The organism is Microcystis sp. Msp_OC_L_20101000_S702 (assembly GCF_007095705.1).
Lineage (GTDB): Bacteria > Cyanobacteriota > Cyanobacteriia > Cyanobacteriales > Microcystaceae > Microcystis > Microcystis ichthyoblabe_A.
Map to the genome: position 1 here is coordinate 1 of NZ_SFBO01000113.1, position 16,884 is coordinate 16,884.

The 16,884-nt window shown below is 44.1% G+C and carries 15 protein-coding genes and 2 pseudogenes; 9 read left to right on the forward strand and 8 right to left on the reverse strand.

Going from position 1 to position 16,884, the window contains the following annotated elements:
- The coding region (locus tag EWV60_RS12070; protein ID WP_287232481.1) for a Uma2 family endonuclease at window positions 1-458 on the reverse strand (458 nt) is incomplete at its 3' end.
- A 276-nt stretch (window positions 459-734) separates the two neighbouring features.
- On the opposite strand from EWV60_RS12070, the gene EWV60_RS12075 reads away from it, so the two are divergent.
- Both EWV60_RS12075 and EWV60_RS12080 read left to right on the forward strand, forming a co-directional pair.
- Window positions 735-1,205 carry a DUF29 domain-containing protein gene (locus tag EWV60_RS12075; RefSeq protein ID WP_287232483.1) on the forward strand — a complete coding sequence of 157 codons (471 nt, stop codon included), beginning with the start codon at window positions 735-737 and terminating at the stop codon, window positions 1,203-1,205.
- Between the two features lie 54 nt (window positions 1,206-1,259).
- Window positions 1,260-5,432 carry a DEAD/DEAH box helicase gene (locus EWV60_RS12080; protein WP_287232485.1) on the forward strand — a complete coding sequence of 1,391 codons (4,173 nt, stop codon included), beginning with the start codon at window positions 1,260-1,262 and terminating at the stop codon, window positions 5,430-5,432.
- 18 nt (window positions 5,433-5,450) lie between these two features.
- Here EWV60_RS12080 and EWV60_RS12085 read toward each other — a convergent pair whose 3' ends face one another.
- The 5 genes from EWV60_RS12085 to remA form a co-directional block, all read right to left on the reverse strand.
- Window positions 5,451-6,665: an aminotransferase class V-fold PLP-dependent enzyme gene (locus EWV60_RS12085; protein ID WP_287232486.1), complete on the reverse strand. Its 1,215-nt coding sequence runs from the start codon at window positions 6,663-6,665 to the stop codon at window positions 5,451-5,453.
- A gap of 687 nt (window positions 6,666-7,352) precedes the next feature.
- The gene (clpP, locus tag EWV60_RS12090) at window positions 7,353-7,994 is read right to left on the reverse strand and encodes an ATP-dependent Clp endopeptidase proteolytic subunit ClpP (protein ID WP_223210934.1); all 642 of its coding nucleotides are present in this window, start codon (window positions 7,992-7,994) and stop codon (window positions 7,353-7,355) included.
- A gap of 18 nt (window positions 7,995-8,012) precedes the next feature.
- A complete protein-coding gene (locus EWV60_RS12095; RefSeq protein ID WP_287232488.1) occupies window positions 8,013-9,299 on the reverse strand; it encodes an RNA-guided endonuclease InsQ/TnpB family protein in 1,287 nt (428 codons plus the stop codon).
- 263 nt (window positions 9,300-9,562) lie between these two features.
- Window positions 9,563-10,117, reverse strand: a complete 555-nt coding sequence (gene gmk, locus EWV60_RS12100) for a guanylate kinase (protein ID WP_002754643.1) — start codon at window positions 10,115-10,117, stop codon at window positions 9,563-9,565.
- 12 nt (window positions 10,118-10,129) lie between these two features.
- Window positions 10,130-10,399: an extracellular matrix/biofilm regulator RemA gene (remA, locus tag EWV60_RS12105; RefSeq protein WP_002737924.1), complete on the reverse strand. Its 270-nt coding sequence runs from the start codon at window positions 10,397-10,399 to the stop codon at window positions 10,130-10,132.
- A 478-nt stretch (window positions 10,400-10,877) separates the two neighbouring features.
- Here remA and EWV60_RS12110 point away from each other — a divergent pair, with 478 nt between their 5' ends.
- Together EWV60_RS12110 and psbV are read left to right on the forward strand one after the other, a co-directional pair.
- Window positions 10,878-11,084 carry a hypothetical protein gene (locus EWV60_RS12110; protein ID WP_002735525.1) on the forward strand — a complete coding sequence of 69 codons (207 nt, stop codon included), beginning with the start codon at window positions 10,878-10,880 and terminating at the stop codon, window positions 11,082-11,084.
- Window positions 11,085-11,212: 128 nt separating this feature from the next.
- Window positions 11,213-11,698: a photosystem II cytochrome c-550 gene (gene psbV, locus EWV60_RS12115; RefSeq protein ID WP_287232490.1), complete on the forward strand. Its 486-nt coding sequence runs from the start codon at window positions 11,213-11,215 to the stop codon at window positions 11,696-11,698.
- Window positions 11,699-11,750: 52 nt separating this feature from the next.
- Here the strand turns inward: psbV and EWV60_RS12120 are convergent, their stop codons facing one another.
- Both EWV60_RS12120 and EWV60_RS12125 read right to left on the reverse strand, forming a co-directional pair.
- Window positions 11,751-12,455: a DUF3226 domain-containing protein gene (locus EWV60_RS12120; protein ID WP_353734395.1), complete on the reverse strand. Its 705-nt coding sequence runs from the start codon at window positions 12,453-12,455 to the stop codon at window positions 11,751-11,753.
- Window positions 12,433-13,524, reverse strand: coding sequence for an AAA family ATPase (locus EWV60_RS12125; RefSeq protein ID WP_287232494.1), 1,092 nt, complete (start codon window positions 13,522-13,524; stop codon window positions 12,433-12,435). Before EWV60_RS12125 ends, EWV60_RS12120 begins: the two co-directional genes overlap by 23 nt.
- 180 nt (window positions 13,525-13,704) lie before the next feature.
- Between EWV60_RS12125 and EWV60_RS12130 the strand changes: the two genes are divergently transcribed.
- The 5 genes and pseudogenes from EWV60_RS12130 to EWV60_RS12150 form a co-directional block, all read left to right on the forward strand.
- Window positions 13,705-15,210: a UbiD family decarboxylase gene (locus tag EWV60_RS12130; RefSeq protein WP_287232496.1), complete on the forward strand. Its 1,506-nt coding sequence runs from the start codon at window positions 13,705-13,707 to the stop codon at window positions 15,208-15,210.
- A gap of 426 nt (window positions 15,211-15,636) precedes the next feature.
- The gene (locus EWV60_RS12135; RefSeq protein ID WP_002774079.1) at window positions 15,637-15,963 is read left to right on the forward strand and encodes a DUF433 domain-containing protein; all 327 of its coding nucleotides are present in this window, start codon (window positions 15,637-15,639) and stop codon (window positions 15,961-15,963) included.
- 3 nt (window positions 15,964-15,966) lie between these two features.
- Window positions 15,967-16,083, forward strand: coding sequence for a DUF5615 family PIN-like protein (locus EWV60_RS12140; RefSeq protein ID WP_002737600.1), 117 nt, complete (start codon window positions 15,967-15,969; stop codon window positions 16,081-16,083).
- Window positions 16,067-16,552: pseudogene (locus tag EWV60_RS12145) on the forward strand (IS1634 family transposase); the annotation flags it as partial. The gene EWV60_RS12140 and the pseudogene EWV60_RS12145, both read left to right, overlap by 17 nt.
- A gap of 132 nt (window positions 16,553-16,684) precedes the next feature.
- A pseudogene (locus EWV60_RS12150) lies at window positions 16,685-16,884 on the forward strand (IS4 family transposase); the annotation flags it as partial.

The window sequence follows — 16,884 nt, forward strand, 5'->3', positions numbered from 1 at the left end:
ATCTCAGGTATAGAACTTAATAGTCCTTCCTGTCTCAACCATCCTTGAAAATTATGAGAATCGGGATCATAGAGATAGTATTCTTCCACTCCATAACGTTGATAAAACAGTAGTTTTCGTTCCATTTCTTCTAAGCTATTAGAAGGGGAGAGAATTTCAAAGACCACTTGAGGAGCAATGTTATCTTCTTGCCATTGTTTATAGGAACCCCTTCTTCCTTTTGGACGACCAAATACTACCATAACATCGGGAGCAACCGGTCCGGTAATTTTTTTATCTTGGACAGGATACCAGAGGAGATCCCCCGCAATAAAAACGTTAGGAGAATTAGCAAAGAGAATCTCAAGATTTTCTTTGATTTTAACGATCCATTCGTATTGTTCGGTATTATCGGCCATGGGTTTACCGTCACTATCGGGGTATTCAATATCTGGATCAATAGCTGGTGTAAAGGTCATAACTTATACTTTGAGGTTATTTGTCTGAAAATTAAATTCTAGCAGTGAGGTTATCTTTCCCCTCTAGTCCCACAATAACATCGCCAATAAGGTTGATCAAAATGTTTGTGTACTTTTGTTAAAAAGTACAAGTTTTTTTGACAAAAAGAACAACTTGTGCTAGGGGATAAATCTCTAACTTGACAAAAATTCCCCGGACTAGAAGCTGATCCAGGATAGCGATCGAGAGTTATAATCGAGCCATTACCCCGCGCTCCCAGTCGGGATGAGAAATCTATGATGACCGCTCTCTACGAGGAAGATTTTGTTCTCTGGACAGAAAAAACCGCCGAACTGTTAAAGCGAAAAGAGTTTGACCTGGTGGACTGGGAAAACCTGATCGAGGAAGTGGAGTGCATGGGAAAAAGCGAGAGACAGGCAATAACGAGTTTATTAACCGTTTTAATCGAACACTTGCTCAAACTATCCTATTGGGAATCGGAAAAAGAACGGAATGCCCGTCACTGGATAGTGGAGATCGCAGCTTTCCGATCGCAATTAGAACAAAAAATAGATGGTGCCACCCTCGTCAACCATGCCCGCGATTCTTGGAAAAAAGCCTATTTAACCGCCAGAAAATCCCTGATTAACGCCAGAATCGTCGATAAAAATGCGATTCCCCTAGAGTCTATATTCACCCTCGAACAGGTATTAGACGGGGATTGGTTCCCGATCGATATCGAACCTTTTTTGGAAACCCGTCCATAAATTGCAGTCATATCCCCGCAAAAAGATTAGGATTATCAGCGAATATAACCGAATATGAAAGATATCGAGCAAATCCGCCGCCAACTCATCGAACGCTACCAACAATTATCGGCACTCGATCAGGTGATCGTCCGTTTTTTTTCCCTAATCTATGAACCGATCGCCCGCAGCACTTTTCTAGACTGTTTAAATCAAGCTCATTACCGCGACGAGAACAACCGGCGATTTAACGGCCAAACCCTGAAATCCCATTTAGATATCCTCCTAGAAGCGGAAGTAATCACCCAGGACAAAGGCTACGGGCCGCGCTGTCATCCCCTCCTCGTCGAGATTGCCAGCCGTGATAGCGTTAGCAAGGGAGAATTCAAGCGTTTTGCCGAGATTATCAAGGCAAAACTGGCGCAACCCCGAACTCGTTGGGATGAAAGCCTAGTTTTTCAGGGAAAAGAGCAATTAATCCGAGAAATCCGTCTGGCCATCTATCGTCAGGATTTCGACTCGATCGAACAACAAATCGCCGATTATCAGAAAACCAGCTATTCTTCCTCAAAAACCAGCCTAGAAGACCTTCTCATCCTCATCTACGATAACCCCTTCGATGGGGATTGGTTACGGACGCAACCGACCAAATTTCAAGCCCTAGCACTAAATAGCATTCTTGTCAAGGCTTTTGAAAAAATAACTCGCGCCGATGGAGCTTTTTCCCTCCTAGAAGAACTCTGTCAAGACCAGACCAGTGTTTCCGAAGGCCATTTGTGGCTCGAACAGGCAATCATCCGAGGACAAAGCGATAAAGTGCGTCGGTATCTCGATCGCCCCTTCCCGGAAAGCCAAGCAGCAGCAATCGGGGCGATACGGGGTTGGATTGCCTTTCTAGGGGGGGAAAATAGCAAAGCGATCCAAGAATATACCCTCGCCCTTAAAGCCCTAAAAAAAGCCAAAGGAAAACAAAAAATCTATTTTTCTTCGATTAGCGGCTTCTCCTTTATTTTTGCCCTCCTCAAAGAAGGAACCCCCGAACGTCTCGCCGAAGCCGCCAGCTATACCAGTTGGGTGGCGCGTCAAAACGATCATCCTTTCAGTCCTATCTATGCCCGTCTGGAAAAAATCATCGCTGCCCGTCAGGGAGATATGCAGGCCAAAGACGCAATCATCGACGCGACGATCAATCCCTACCAAATGGGCCAGGGTCTAGAGACTCTTATCTATAGTATCTGTCTCTACTGGATGAGTAGCAGCATCGCTAAAAAACATCTGCCCCGCCTATTGCTGCCCCTCTACAAAGATGCCAAGGCGGCCGGCTACCATTGGTTAGCCCTAGAAACCGGGGCCCTACTGTCCCGACTCGATCGAGCGCCGGAAGCGGAAGTGGTTATAAAATGGCATCTCCCTTCCCCCCTGGTGGATGCGATCGAACCCCAAGAAGCTTGGCAACTGTGCCTGAATGCCTTGACTAATCTGTGCGCGCCAACACCAACCCCGGGTAAATCCAACCCCGTCGTCCGCCTTGCTTGGTTTCTCACTATCCATTCCGAGGATTATTTCCTGCAACCAAAAGAACAGAAACTCGACGCGCGGGGCAATTGGAGTCGCGGCCGTCCCGTCTCCCTTAAACGTCTGCGAAAAACTGGGGAAATTGACTATTTAACCCCGCAAGACCTGAAAATTTGCGCCCATATCTTCGTGGAATCCAGTTACTATGGCCAGAACGAGTATCACTTTGAGTACCGGGCTATTATCGAACTGATCGGTCATCCCCTGGTGTTTTGGGAAGATTCCCCCAGAACGCGGGTAGAAATCGTCGCCGGGGAACCAGAATTGCGAGTAAGTAAGGAAAAATCGGGTAAATTAATCCTGTCTTTACTGCCCGATCTCAGCGATCGCCAAGAAGTGCTGATTTGGAAAGAAACCCCCACTCGCATTAAGGTAATCGAAGTCAAGCCAGAACACCGAAGCATCGCCGACATTATCGGCAAAAGCAACCGCCTAGAAGTCCCCGACAAGGGCCGGGAAAAAGTGCTGGCCGCGATCAATTCCCTGTCCGGGATAGTGACAGTACATTCCGATATCGGGGGAGGAAAAGCAGCCCGGTCAGTGGCGGCCGATAGTCAACCCCGGATTCATCTCTTACCAGCCGGAGAGGGTTTAAAAGTGGCGGTTCTCAGCCGTCCTTTTGGGGCAGCCGGTCCCTATTTCCGGCCTGGAAAAGGGGGAGAAACAGTAATCGCCGAGATTGAGGGGGAACGGCTGCAAACCACCAGAGATCTAGCTCTAGAGAAAAAACTGGCCCAAACAGCGATCGATTCTTGTCCGATCCTGATCAGTTTTGAGGAGGAAAATGGGGAATGGCGGCTAGAAAATCCAGAGGATTGTCTAGATCTACTGCTAGAATTGCGGGAATTAAACGATAGCGTCCTTGTGGAATGGCCAGAAGGGGAAAAATGGCGGGTGTCGCGTCAGCTTCGATTACAAGACCTACACCTAAATATCCACAGTCAACGGGATTGGTTTGCGGTCAGTGGGGAACTGCACCTAGAGGAGAAATCGGTGCTGAGTATGCAGGAGTTGATGAAATTGCTAGAGGGATCGCCGGGGCGGTTTATTCCCCTCGGAGATGGTCAATTTCTCGCTCTAACCGAGGCATTTCGGGAACGGTTACAGGAAATGCGTGCTTTCTCGGAAAAGTCCGGCGACGGTTTGCGGTTTCATCCCTTCGCTGCCCCGATGCTCTCGGAACTCACCGAGGAAGTGGGACAACTCAAGGCCGATAAACGTTGGCGCGATAATTTACAACGCTTTCAGGAGAGTCAGGATTTTACCCCAGAAGTCCCCTCAACTCTACAGGCAGAATTGCGCGACTATCAATTGGAAGGCTTTCGCTGGTTAGCTAGGCTGGCCCGGTGGGGGGCCGGGGCCTGTTTGGCCGATGATATGGGATTAGGGAAAACTTTACAAGCTCTGGCAGTGATCCTAACCCGCGCCTCCGAGGGACCGACTTTAGCGATCGCTCCTACTTCAGTATGTTTGAACTGGATTAGTGAGGCGGAAAGGTTCGCACCCACCTTAAATATCATCCAACTGGGAACAGGCGATCGGCAAGCGCTACTCGATCGACTGCAACCTTTTGATCTGTTGGTCTGTAGCTATGGGTTATTACAGCAGGAAGAAGTGGCCACCATGTTGGCTGGGGTAGAATGGCGGACAATCGTTCTCGATGAGGCCCAAGCGATTAAGAATTTCTCCACCAAGCGATCGAAAGCCGCGATGAATCTGCGGGGGGATTTTAAACTAATCACCACGGGAACACCGATCGAGAATCATTTAGGGGAATTATGGAATCTTTTCCGTTTTATTAACCCCGGATTGTTGGGATCCTTGGAAAGTTTTGATCGCCGTTTCGCCACCCCGATCGAAAAATACGGCGATAAAACCGCTCGCGAACAGTTAAAAAAACTGGTGCGGCCTTTCCTTCTCCGGCGCACCAAAAACCAAGTTCTAGCGGAATTACCGCCGCGTACCGAGATTTTAGTCCCGATCGAGTTAAGCGTCGAGGAGAAGGCGTTTTACGAGGCCTTACGGCGGCGTGCTTTGGAGAAATTAAGCGAGAGTGACAGCACCGCCGGGGCCAAACATCTCCAGGTACTGGCAGAGATCATGAAATTACGCCGGGCCTGCTGTCACCCGCAGTTAGTGGCTCCGGATTTGGATTTAGCCGGCTCGAAATTGTCCCGTTTCGGGGAAATTCTGGATGATTTATTGGATAATCAGCATAAAGCCTTGGTGTTTAGTCAATTTGTCGATCATTTAGCGATTATCCGCAGTTATCTCGATCAACGGCAGATAAAATATCAATACCTCGATGGTAGTACCCCAGCCAGCGATCGGCAGAAACAGGTGAAAGCGTTTCAAGCGGGGGAAGGGGACGTATTTTTAATTAGTTTAAAAGCCGGGGGGACAGGATTAAATCTCACCGCAGCCGATTACGTTATTCATCTTGATCCCTGGTGGAATCCCGCAGTGGAGGATCAGGCCTCCGATCGCGCTCACCGCATCGGCCAAAAACGTCCGGTGACGATTTATCGCTTAGTGGCCAAGGATACGATCGAGGAAAAAATTGTCGATCTGCACCACCATAAACGCGATCTCGCCGATAGTTTATTGGAGGGGACCGACGCAAGCGGTAAGTTATCTACTGACGAATTATTGCGCTTAATGGCCGAGGGATAAAAATATCCCCGACGCAGTTTAGACTAACTTTTTGATAGCCGCTACTAACTGCTCGATTTCTGAGGGCAAAGTGAAATAATGAACACAGGCACGCACACAGAGGGGGTCGAGGAGAGTTCGCAGTAAAAACCCTTGTTTTTCTAGCTGTTGCACTAAATTTTGTGGGGTGATGGCCGAGTCAATTTGAAAGGAAACTAAACCGGATTCGGGTGGAGAATTTTTTAAACATTTCACCCCTTTAATCGTCTTTAATTCCCCCCAAAGATAAGCCGCTAATTGACAGATTTTTTCGTATCTTTGTCCCCCATCACCCCAGGCGTTATGTACCGCAATAGTTGCCCTTAAACCCTCAAATTGAGGATAGGCAGAAGTGGCCACTTCAAAGCGTCTAGCATCGGGTTTCCAACCGATAGGCTGTCCTTGCTTATCTGTTTCAATACCGCGCCAACCGATAAAAGTGGGCTGTAAACTAGGGAAAATTTCGGGACGAATATACAATCCTCCCACACCGGCCGGTCCACACCACCATTTATGACCTGTAAAAGCATAACAATCGGCGGCAGTAGTGCTTAAATCTAAGGGCAAACAACCCACGGATTGGGCAGCATCCACCACCACTAAAACGGGTTTTTCGGTGACAGAATTATCATGACAAAGCTGCGAGATTTCCTTGAGGGGTAAAACCTGTCCAGTATTCCAGAGAACGTGACTGACCACCAAAACCCTAGTTTTTGGACGTAAATGAGCGGAAATGACTTCTATGGGGTTGCCGTCGTTTAAAGTTTCCCGAATAGGACAAGTGGAGATTTCCAGATGATAACGACGGGCAATTTCCCGAACTGTGGCGATAATTCCGGGGTGTTCACAATCGGTTAGTAAAATATGTTCCCCCGCTTGCCAATCAACCCCCCAGAGGGCGATATTACAGCCTACAGTGACATCCTCGGTGATAGAGAGATTGCTCGGGCTGATTCCCAATTCTTGCGCCATTTCTTGCCTGAGAAGTTCCGTTTTTTTGGTAATCCAATCGTTTACCTGTCCTGAAAAAGGCCCCTTTTGTTGGAGAAAATTATAGGTATCGATAATCGCTTCTAATCCGGCCTTGGGCAAGGTTCCCTGACCACCGAAATTAAAATAAACTTTATTGCTAAGTCCCCGAAATTCCTGTCTTTGTTCGGCTAAATCCGGTTTACTAGGGGCGCAATCGAGGCTATTTTCGTCTAAATTCTGCATAAGTGAGGAGATGGGGAGTCAGTTATCAGTTATCAGTTATCAGTTAGAAGGTGTTGGGTTTTGGGGTTTTAGTTGAATTCCCCATTCCCCCATTTTACCACTTCCTGACGACCGACTCCTGACGACTAACGGCTGAATTCTATCGACGGATCAAGTCGCAATTATCACAATAGTATTAAAGCAGAGGAAACATACTTGTGAATGTTTTCTTTTTTTAGTTTATTATTTTTTACCTTGAATGTCAGCCGGGAGGCTATGTATGTTTTACCGATGAGACGGGGCTTTTAAAGGAGCGAAGTAATTCGCCCCAGGGTTCCCCTCATGAAAAGCTGACCAGTATAGAACAGCACTTCGACACATTTCGCCACATTTTGATTCTCCAAACACTTATATTTATATTTATATTTATCGTCCTTATTAAATATACTCAAAAAAGCTAAGTAGTCGTGCAAAATAAATTTCCTAGTGAAGAAAGGCAAAAAGCAAAAGGCAAGAGGCAAGAGGTGGTTAGATATGTGTAATTAATTTTGCTTAGGTACTTATGATAGGGCATATTGGAAACTGGCACCTCGAGTTGCGCTCGGTTCGACTACGCTCACCGAGCGCAAGGGGAGATTTAAGCTCTATCCCATGAGTGCGATGGGAGTGTCAACAAAATCTGGGCAGACAGGGCCTACCCGATCATAATTATTTCTGGGGAGGGTTGGAAGCGGAAGGACTGCGATCGATGACTTGATCGATTAAACCATAGTCTAGAGCCTCTTCGGCGGACATAAAGAAATCCCTTTCCGTATCCTCGGCGATGAGGTCGAGAGGTTTACCGGTATGACTAGCTAGGTGTTGATTGAGTAATTGTTTGAGATAGAGAATTTCTTTGGCCTGAATTTCGATATCGGTGGCCTGACCTTGGGCGCCGCCGAGGGGTTGGTGAATCATGATCCGCGAGTTGGGTAGGCTCATTCTTTTGCCCGGTTTGCCGGCACTGAGGAGAAAAGCCCCCATACTGGCGGCTAAACCAATACAAATGGTGCTAACATCGGGACGGATTTGATTCATGGTGTCAAAAATCCCTAATCCGGCCGAAACGGAACCACCGGGGGAGTTGATATACAAGTAAATATCTTTTTCGGGGTCTTCTGCTTCTAGAAAGAGTAATTGGGCGACGATTAGGTTAGCCAGGTCGCTGGTCACTTCTTGTCCCAAAAAGACGATTCTTTCCCGGAGTAGTCGGGAGTAGATATCGAAGGCGCGTTCGCCCCGGCCTGTGGTTTCAATAACGGTAGGAATCATTGCGCTTTCTTGTCTTGCTGCTGCGGTTAGTTTTTTGATTTTGACATACTCCCACCGTCAAGCTACGCTGTGACGGGGGATTCTTTCCAGATCACTATCGGAAATTCCTTGTTCAACGAGACAGCTTAGATTCTCAATGTCTCCATTCAAAATCCAGAGGTCGGACTCTCCCAAGGCGTTTGGGTCGGTTTCTGTTTGCCCAACAGTACCGTTGAGATGATTTCCCAAATATTTCAACCCTTTTTTAAGAATATTTATTGCTGCATTATGATCCCTATCTATGACTGTTTGACAATTAGGACATTGATGAGTTCTAGTGCTTAAGGTTTTTTGAACTCTCGTCCCACAAACTGAACAATCTTGAGAAGTAAAATGCGGTGGTACAGCAACACAAACAATCTGATAAATCTTGGCAAAATAATTCAGCCATTGAGTGAATTGATACCAAGAAGCATCGGAAATCGACTTGGCGAGCTTACGGTTTTTGACTAAGTTTCTTACCTTTAAAGCTTCATAGACTACCAAATCATTAGACTGGACTAACGCCAAAGCCTCTTTAATTGCTTTGTCTTTACGTTGTCTTGATACTTTAAGATGAAGCCTAGCTACTTTTACCCGTTGCTTGTGATAGTTTTTAGACTGTTTCTTTCCTTTACGGAATTTCTTAGATAATCGTCGTTGTGCTTTTTGAAGTCGTTTTTCTGACTTTCTTAAATAACGTGGATTCTCTACAGTATTGCCTTGAGCATCGGTATAAAACTCCTTTAACCCTAAGTCAATTCCTGTTATTTGTCCCGTTGGTTTATGGTATTCTTGCCGTTCTACGTCAATCAAAAACTGGCAATAATAACCGTCGGCACGTCTAACAACTCTTACCCGTCTAATCTGTTGCTCTGAATAATAAACTAAGGTCTTTTGACTACACCATAAATCAAATTCTCCTGCTTTAAAGCCATCAGTAAATCTGACTTTACGTCGATCATCAGATAGTTTGTAGCCTGTTAGTTTGTATTCAACAGAACGACTATGCTTTTTGAACCGAGGAAAACCCTTTTTCTCTGGTATATTAGCATGACAATTCTGATAAAACTTACTAATTGATTGCCAGGCTCTATCAGCAGCAGATTGACGTGCTTGTGAGTTTAATTTATTAACCCAAGGAGTCTCTTTATTGTTAGCTAGTACCGAGCAAAGTTTTTGGAGATTATTGCGGGTTGTACCCTTATGATCCATCCAATAACGAACACAAGAATTACGCACAAACTGAGAAGTTTTGATAGCTTCATCAAGCCGGTGATATTGCTCTAGTGTCCCGTTTTTTAGCTTTGCTTCTACGACTAGCATATAACAATTCTCGACCATTGGTTAAGTAGATTATAACACAGTTTGTCCACAGATGGTGGAATTAAACCGATGCTCCGTTGCTAATATTCTGGTCGGATTTCATCCCCCGCTAATTTTTGTGAGTATCTTATCGAAAAATGTAGCGGGGGTATTCATCCGATATTTTAGGTAACTTAGAGAATGGGAAGTGGGGAAGTGGGGAAGTGGGGAAGTGGGGAAGTGGGGAATTTCAACTAAAACCCCAACACCCTAACACCTAACGGCTAACGGCTAAAAATAATCTTCTCGATGGCATCTAGGGCGGTTTCTAGGTCATCATTGACGATTTGATGGGGGAATTCCTCGCTGGCGGCCAATTCTTCTTGGGCGCGCTCCAGGCGACGGGCGATCGCTGTTTCGGCATCTTTGCCCCGGTCGCGCAAACGACGTTCTAATTCCTCGAAACTGGGGGGTAGGATAAAGATTCTCCTCGCTTCGGGGAAGCTTTTACAGACCTGTCTGGCTCCCTCTAATTCGATTTCTAGAATGACGGTCTGGCCTGCCGCTAATTGAGCGGCGATCGCTGATTGGGGTGTTCCATAGTAGTTGCCCGCGTATTCAGCCGATTCGAGAAATTCTCCGGCTGCCATTTTCTCCTCGAAACTGGGACGGTCGAGAAAGTAGTAATCTTCCCCCTCAATTTCACCCGGTCGAGGTGGGCGCGTAGTGGCGGATACGGACAGGTAGAGGTTAGGGAAACGAGTTAGTAAATGCCGTACTAGCGTACCCTTGCCCACACCGCTAGGGCCAGTAATGACGATTAATTGACCGGGTTGCATGGGGTTAATAACTTAGTTGCTACTATTAACAGGGGCTTCCTTGTTGACCACGAAACGGTGAGCCACGGTTTCTGGTTGAATGGCCGACAGCACTACATGACTAGAATCGGTGATGATCACCGCACGAGTCCGTCTTCCGTATGTAGCATCGATTAAACAGCCTTTATCCCGAGCATCACTGATGATGCGTTTGATAGGAGCCGATTCTGGGCTAACGATGGCGATAACCCGATTAGCGGAAACAATATTACCGAAGCCGATGTTGATCAGTTGTATATCCATAAGTTAACAAAGGTGCAGTCCTTTGTACAAAAGAGTGTGGAGGTATGATTACAATGTTATCGAGAAAGATTTAGCCTTACAACGCTAAAAATAACATTCTTAATCACATTTTAGTATTTTTTCAGGTTTTTTGCGATTTTAATTAAATTTGTTTACACGAGTCTCTATCTTAGGGAATAAAAAGGCAAAAGTCGGGAAAATTAGGGAATTTTGAGGGAATGGGGTGTGGGGTGTAGGGTGTGGGGTGTGGGGTGTGGGGAGATGGGGTTTAGGGTGATGGGAGCTTTTTTCAGTGTTGCCAAAGGCACGGCGTAGCCGTCCAGTAAACAGTAAACAGTAATCAGTGAACTGAAAACTCACAACTGATCACTGATAACTGATCACTGATAACTGATCACTGTCAAGAATGTCCCCAGCAATGGCATGATAATTATGGTAACTAATAAGTATTCTCTATCCTTGGTGGGTGCGTTAGACTATGGGGTTTGCTGATCTATCGATCGCTGATATTGCGGCAGAGTACGATCTGGCCGATGAATCTGTGTTGTCACTTTGCGACCAATTAGGCATCTCCTATAAAGATCGGCAGACTAATCTCGCCCTAGAAGATGCTAAAGCAATTATCTCACTGATTTTATCCCAACGCTCAGGAGTAACCGCCTCGAAAACGGAAACGTCCCCTTGACTTTATTCCCCACTGCGATCTTCTCGGTGTCCGTGATCACTTAGAATCGATCGACACCCTCCCAGAGGAGAAAATTTTTTAGTCACCTTAAAATTCCCTTTCTTGGAACAATTGCGAGTAGGAGAACAATGATCAAACGTTTGATTGTGGCAGCGATCGCTGTAGTCTTTTTTGTATTACAATTCAATCTTAACGGCGCTAGTGCCTTAGAACTCGATGAAGAAACCCTCACCATCACCCTCAATGATGCAGGGGAATCGGTGACTTTGACTTCTGAACAAGCGACGGAAGGACAGAAACTTTTTGTCGCCAATTGTACTAAGTGCCACCTGCAAGGTAAAACCAAAACTAATAATAACGTCAGTTTGGGTCTGGCCGATCTGGCAAAAGCGGAACCTCCCAGAGATAATCTGTTAGCATTGATTGATTATCTAGAACATCCCACCAGTTACGATGGTGAAGATGATCTCAGCGAATTTCATCCCAATGTTAGCCGTCCCGATATCTTCCCAGAATTACGCAATCTGACCGAAGATGATGTGTATAACGTCGCCGCTTATCTGTTGGTTGCTCCCCGTCTAGACGAGCGTTGGGGTGGTACAATTTACTTCTAAATTGCCCTCCATATATCCCTCGATCCCTCTAGATTTCTAGGGGGATTTTTGATTAGACAGCAAATAGTTGTAAAAATTCTTTGAGTTCATTTAATACCTCATGCTCAAAGTTCCAAATGTCTTTTTTGGTTAAAGCATGGGATAAATTACAATATTTCTTAGCCTCTCTTTTTTCATTCTGTGATGGTGTATCTTCCCTGATATAGTTTTGAATCCACAATTTATCAATTTTTTTACGATTTATATCAATATTTTTTTGTGCAAGACAGGATCGCCAAGCTTCTACACAATCAGCATGGGGAGAATCTTGGGTTTTAATTTCTCTCAACACTGTCTCTAGTTCCCCCTGTTCATTAACATGAAGAAAATGACAACCTATTTGAGTATTCGTAGAAGCATTTAATTGAAATAGCTTTTGGGTATCATCTATCCTGGCTGCTTCTCTAAAAACTCTTTGAATACATTGACTAACCAGAGCAAGTCTTTCTTCTCTGGTTTGTTCATCTAAATCTAAAACAATACCTATCTTTTGAATATCATCTTTAAGCAGGGTGTTATTAAGTCGTTTCAGTCGTTGTTCAAGGCTGCGATAATTTTCTTGTTCTATTCCGTCTAGAATATAAAATTCAACAATAGTTATCGTTAAATGATTCGATTCATTAATATGCTCAATAATAGCTCGTAAAAAAGCCGCATCATCTTGACTTTCAACAATTATTACATTAGCCACGATTCTACTCACCTCTGATTCGATCATTATGCTTGAGAGCATAATCTAAGATATCTAATTCACTTTTAATACCGATAATTTTATCAGTTCTGGGACTCCTTGCTAGTTCAAAATAGGCCCCCTGTTCTGGATAATATTCTAACCCCACATCGGCAAAAGCTTGGATCATCTCTAAACTATGGGTTGTGGCAAAAATTTGGCTATCTAGTTCGATAGCTAATCGGAATAAAGTTTTCCAAATATCTGGGTAAGCAGTATAGTGAAGACCATTTTCTATTTCATCGATAAAAATAATTTTTTTAGGATTGATGAGTAGAGCAAAAATCATCTCTATCAGACGATTAATAGCTTCACCAAACAGAGATATGGGTAGGCGTTTTCTCTCTTTTCTTTTCAGATATAAATTTGGTTCACCCAGAAAAAAACTTTCTATTTTCTCAATAGAAGGATCGAGAATTTGTAGAGCTTTTAGCACTTCTTCTTCCTGTCCATTAAAAACTATTTTAGTATAGGACTCGCTCAATTCTTCCAAAGATTTATTGACAGATGCAGCAATGATTACTGGTTCCTCATCACCCCCATTAGGTAAAGCTAGTATCTCCTTAGAACTAGCAATTAAAAAATAGTTCATTTGCTCATCATTTGAGTCATGATCATGGTCAAAACTTGTGTGAATATTTAAGATGGAAATAACTGATTTATTTTTAGCGATAAAATCGTATAATTTTTGCCAGTCTTCAGAGATGCCTAGAACACTATCTTTAAGAGAACCAGAAATCGATATTTTTACCAATTTATCTCCTTGGTTAGATTGGGAGCCTTTTAACTCAATAATATTTTTTCTATCAAGATTGAATAATAAATCATCCCAGGCATTTTTGGGAACAGCCCGAACAACTGCTAAAGATTGCTTACGAATAATTCCTCTGATGTGATTAATAGTATTTGGATAGGGATAACTATATAAAAATATTGCCTCTAATAGGGCAGTTTTCCCTGAATTGTTTTTACCGCCAATTAAATTAACTCGCTCAAAACCTTCAATTTTGGTATGCTCAAAACATCTAAAATTACTAATTTCAATATCCTTAATCATGTTGACCTCCGGGCTGAATAAGCATAAACTTAGGGGTAGGAATGACCCTGGTAAGATGGGGATTTTTTTCCTTAATTCTAGACGAGAATCGCCTCCAACTCTCAAAACGGTGACTATCCCCCACCGAAACTGCCGCCCTAAGAGATAATAGAGAGAGGGATTTATTTACATTTCTTCATCATGGCTAGAGACTTACGAGGATTTATTAAGCTTTTAGAAGATCGTGGCCAATTACGCCGCATTAGTGCATCGGTCTCTGCCGATTTAGAAATTGCCGAGATCGCTAATCGGATGCTGCAGGTGGGGGGACCGGCCCTACTGTTTGAAAACGTGCAAGGGGCCGAGTTTCCCGTCGCTATTAACCTGATGGGAACGGTAGAACGCATCTGTTGGGCGATGAACCTGAATAAACCCGAAGAATTGGAAGATTTAGGCAAAAAACTCGCCCTCTTGCAACAACCGAAACCGCCGAAAAAACTCTCCCAAGCGATCGACTTTGGTAAAGTGTTGTTTGATGTCCTGAAAGCCAAACCCAACCGTAACTTTTTCCCTGCCTGTCAACAGGTGATTTTAGAGGGGGATGAAGTAGATTTAAAGAAAATTCCGATGATTCGCCCCTATTCGGGCGATGCAGGTCAGATTATCACCCTAGGGCTAGTAATTACTAAAGATTGCGAAACGGGAACCCCTAACGTCGGTGTCTATCGCTTACAGCTACAGTCTCACAATACCATGACCGTCCACTGGTTATCCGTGCGCGGTGGGGCGCGTCACCTGCGAAAAGCGGCGCAAATGGGCAAAAAATTAGAAATAGCCATCGCTTTAGGGGTCGATCCTCTGATTATCATGGCCGCCGCCACTCCTATCCCCGTAGATCTGTCAGAATGGCTGTTTGCGGGATTGTACGGCGGTTCTGGGGTACAGTTAGCCAAGTGTAAAACCCTTGATTTGGAAGTGCCGGCCGACTCAGAAATCGTCCTCGAAGGAACAATTACCCCCGGAGAGGTATTGCCAGATGGCCCCTTTGGTGATCACATGGGTTACTATGGCGGTGTGGAAGATTCACCCCTGATTCATTTCCACTGCATGACCCATCGTCGTGACCCCATTTATTTAACCACTTTTAGTGGTCGTCCTCCCAAGGAAGAAGCGATGATGGCGATCGCTCTTAATCGTATTTATACACCGATTTTACGGCAACAGGTGTCGGAAATCAGGGATTTTTTCCTACCGATGGAAGCTTTAAGCTATAAAGCGGCGATTATCTCCATTGATAAGGCCTATCCCGGACAAGCGCGGCGAGCGGCCTTAGCTTTTTGGAGTGCCTTACCCCAGTTCACCTATACTAAATTTGTCATCGTCGTCGATAAGGAGATTAATATTCGCGACCCCAGGCAAGTGGTTTGGGCAATTAGTTCTAAAGTGGATCCGGTTCGCGATGTGTTTATTCTCCCGGAAACCCCCTTTGATAGCCTCGATTTTGCCAGCGAAAAGGTCGGTTTGGGGGGGAGAATGGGAATTGATGCCACGACAAAAATGTATCCTGAAACTGACCACGAGTGGGGGGAACCTTTGGAGTCGGATCCGTCCATGGCGGTCAAGGTTTCCCAACGCTGGTCAGAATACGGTTTAATCGATATTAATTTACAAGAAGTAGATGCCAATAAATTTGGCTATGAAATGTAGATTTATTCGACTAAGCTGTCAGCTAAGAGGCATTTTAAAGGATTTAGAATCTTGTCTTCTGACAAAAGATTCGCAAACTTCAGCAAAAATGATTCTACAGATAATGGTAAACCAAAACGTCAATGTAGAGATTGTGGCGATCGATTTAACACTACCTCAATTTTCTCAAAAAAATCGACCCGCCGCTAGGCGGGAGACAAAGGGCAAAAGAGCAAAATAAGGGAGGGTTAAAGTCCTGGGGAGACACAGACAAACCGAATGATAAAGGTGGTGCGTTAAAGCAGATTGTTAATTTTAGTTTTTTGACCGAATTGATAGCCGCAAACACGCACCTTACACTCTACTAAAAGTGGGAGGTTTTCAACCCAAATTTTCTGGTAAAATGATTAAGGATAATTGGCCAAAACTTTATGAGGATTTAAGCCTGTGATTATCAAAGAGTTAGAAGAGCAACTTCTTGCCCTCAAACCTAGCGAAAAAGTGCAGGTAATCCAGTTACTCGCTCAAAGTCTGGGTGGTGATTGGCAGGGAATTGAGAAAACGCCTAAAGTTTGCGGCGGACAAGCTTGCATTGCCAATACAAGAATTCCAGTTTGGGTGTTAGTAGAAGCTCGTCGTCTTGGTTATAGTGATGCTGATTTATTAACAAGTTATCCGACTATTAAGGCTACGGATTTAGCTAATGCTTGGGTATATGCGGCAGCTCATGAAGATGAGATTGATTTGCTCATTGAGCAGAATGAGGCAGTTTAGGGGATGGCACGTTTTTACGCAGATGAGCAGTTTCCTTTGCCGGTTGTGGAATTGTTGAGAAATTTGGGGCATGATGTTTTGACGGTGCAAGAAGCGGGAAATGCTAATCAACAAATTTAAAATAGAGACAAAATATTCTCATCTAGATGCCACATCATTTCATCTAGATGGAGAATATAAAAGTGAAGAAAAAAAAGAGAAAAAAGAAGAAGAGATTATCAAAGAAAGACCAATAATTATTACCAAAGGATATTCTCGTGACCATCGACCAGATTTGAAAGAATGCGTCTTAGACTTAATAACAACCCAGGATGGAGACGTACCATTATTTGTGAGAGTTGGAGATGGAAATGAAGAAGGGTAAGCTGTCTTTGGCAAAATCTTAGTAGAATTTAAAAAACAAATAAAATTTGACAGTATTATGGTCTGTGACAGTGCCTTATATAGTCAAGAGAATCTTTAACTAATTCAACATCTAAAATGGATAAGTAGAGTTCCCATGACGATAAAAAGAGCCAAAGAATTAGTCCAAAATGCAGAAATGGAAGAAATAGATGCCAAGGAAAGAGAAAAAAGGGCAGAGCTAAATTTCTGACAGGGGAACAAGCAAGCTGAAAAGCTTATTTAGCATGGAATACAGACACAGAATCCCAAAAAAGATAGGTCATATTTACTATGTATGACCTAGATAACGAAAATGATAAGTGAACTATACCAGAAAGTGTTAGAAAATGAACTGGGACGAGCCGGATATCTACTGTTGTTAATGATAGTTGGAACCTGGCAAATACTAAAGCAAGCCAAGTTAGAGATATTAGCAGAAGCACTACCAATACCAATCCTGTTTGAGAGTCGGAGAAAAAAACTAAAAAGATTTTTAAAGCTGGAAATTCTGAATATTGAAAAAATCTGGTTTCTCTG

Bases quoted from the DNA above. Each gene is read 5' to 3' on its own strand.
- remA (WP_002737924.1), bottom strand. From the start codon at position 10,399: ATGGATATACAACTGATCAACATCGGCTTCGGTAATATTGTTTCCGCT.
- EWV60_RS12110 (WP_002735525.1), top strand. From the start codon at position 10,878: ATGGGGTTTGCTGATCTATCGATCGCTGATATTGCGGCAGAGTACGAT.
- psbV (WP_287232490.1), top strand. From the start codon at position 11,213: ATGATCAAACGTTTGATTGTGGCAGCGATCGCTGTAGTCTTTTTTGTA.
- EWV60_RS12140 (WP_002737600.1), top strand. From the start codon at position 15,967: ATGGCACGTTTTTACGCAGATGAGCAGTTTCCTTTGCCGGTTGTGGAA.
- EWV60_RS12125 (WP_287232494.1), bottom strand. From the start codon at position 13,524: ATGATTAAGGATATTGAAATTAGTAATTTTAGATGTTTTGAGCATACC.
- EWV60_RS12085 (WP_287232486.1), bottom strand. From the start codon at position 6,665: ATGCAGAATTTAGACGAAAATAGCCTCGATTGCGCCCCTAGTAAACCG.
- EWV60_RS12095 (WP_287232488.1), bottom strand. From the start codon at position 9,299: ATGCTAGTCGTAGAAGCAAAGCTAAAAAACGGGACACTAGAGCAATAT.
- EWV60_RS12130 (WP_287232496.1), top strand. From the start codon at position 13,705: ATGGCTAGAGACTTACGAGGATTTATTAAGCTTTTAGAAGATCGTGGC.
- EWV60_RS12075 (WP_287232483.1), top strand. From the start codon at position 735: ATGATGACCGCTCTCTACGAGGAAGATTTTGTTCTCTGGACAGAAAAA.
- EWV60_RS12120 (WP_353734395.1), bottom strand. From the start codon at position 12,455: ATGATCGAATCAGAGGTGAGTAGAATCGTGGCTAATGTAATAATTGTT.
- gmk (WP_002754643.1), bottom strand. From the start codon at position 10,117: ATGCAACCCGGTCAATTAATCGTCATTACTGGCCCTAGCGGTGTGGGC.
- EWV60_RS12080 (WP_287232485.1), top strand. From the start codon at position 1,260: ATGAAAGATATCGAGCAAATCCGCCGCCAACTCATCGAACGCTACCAA.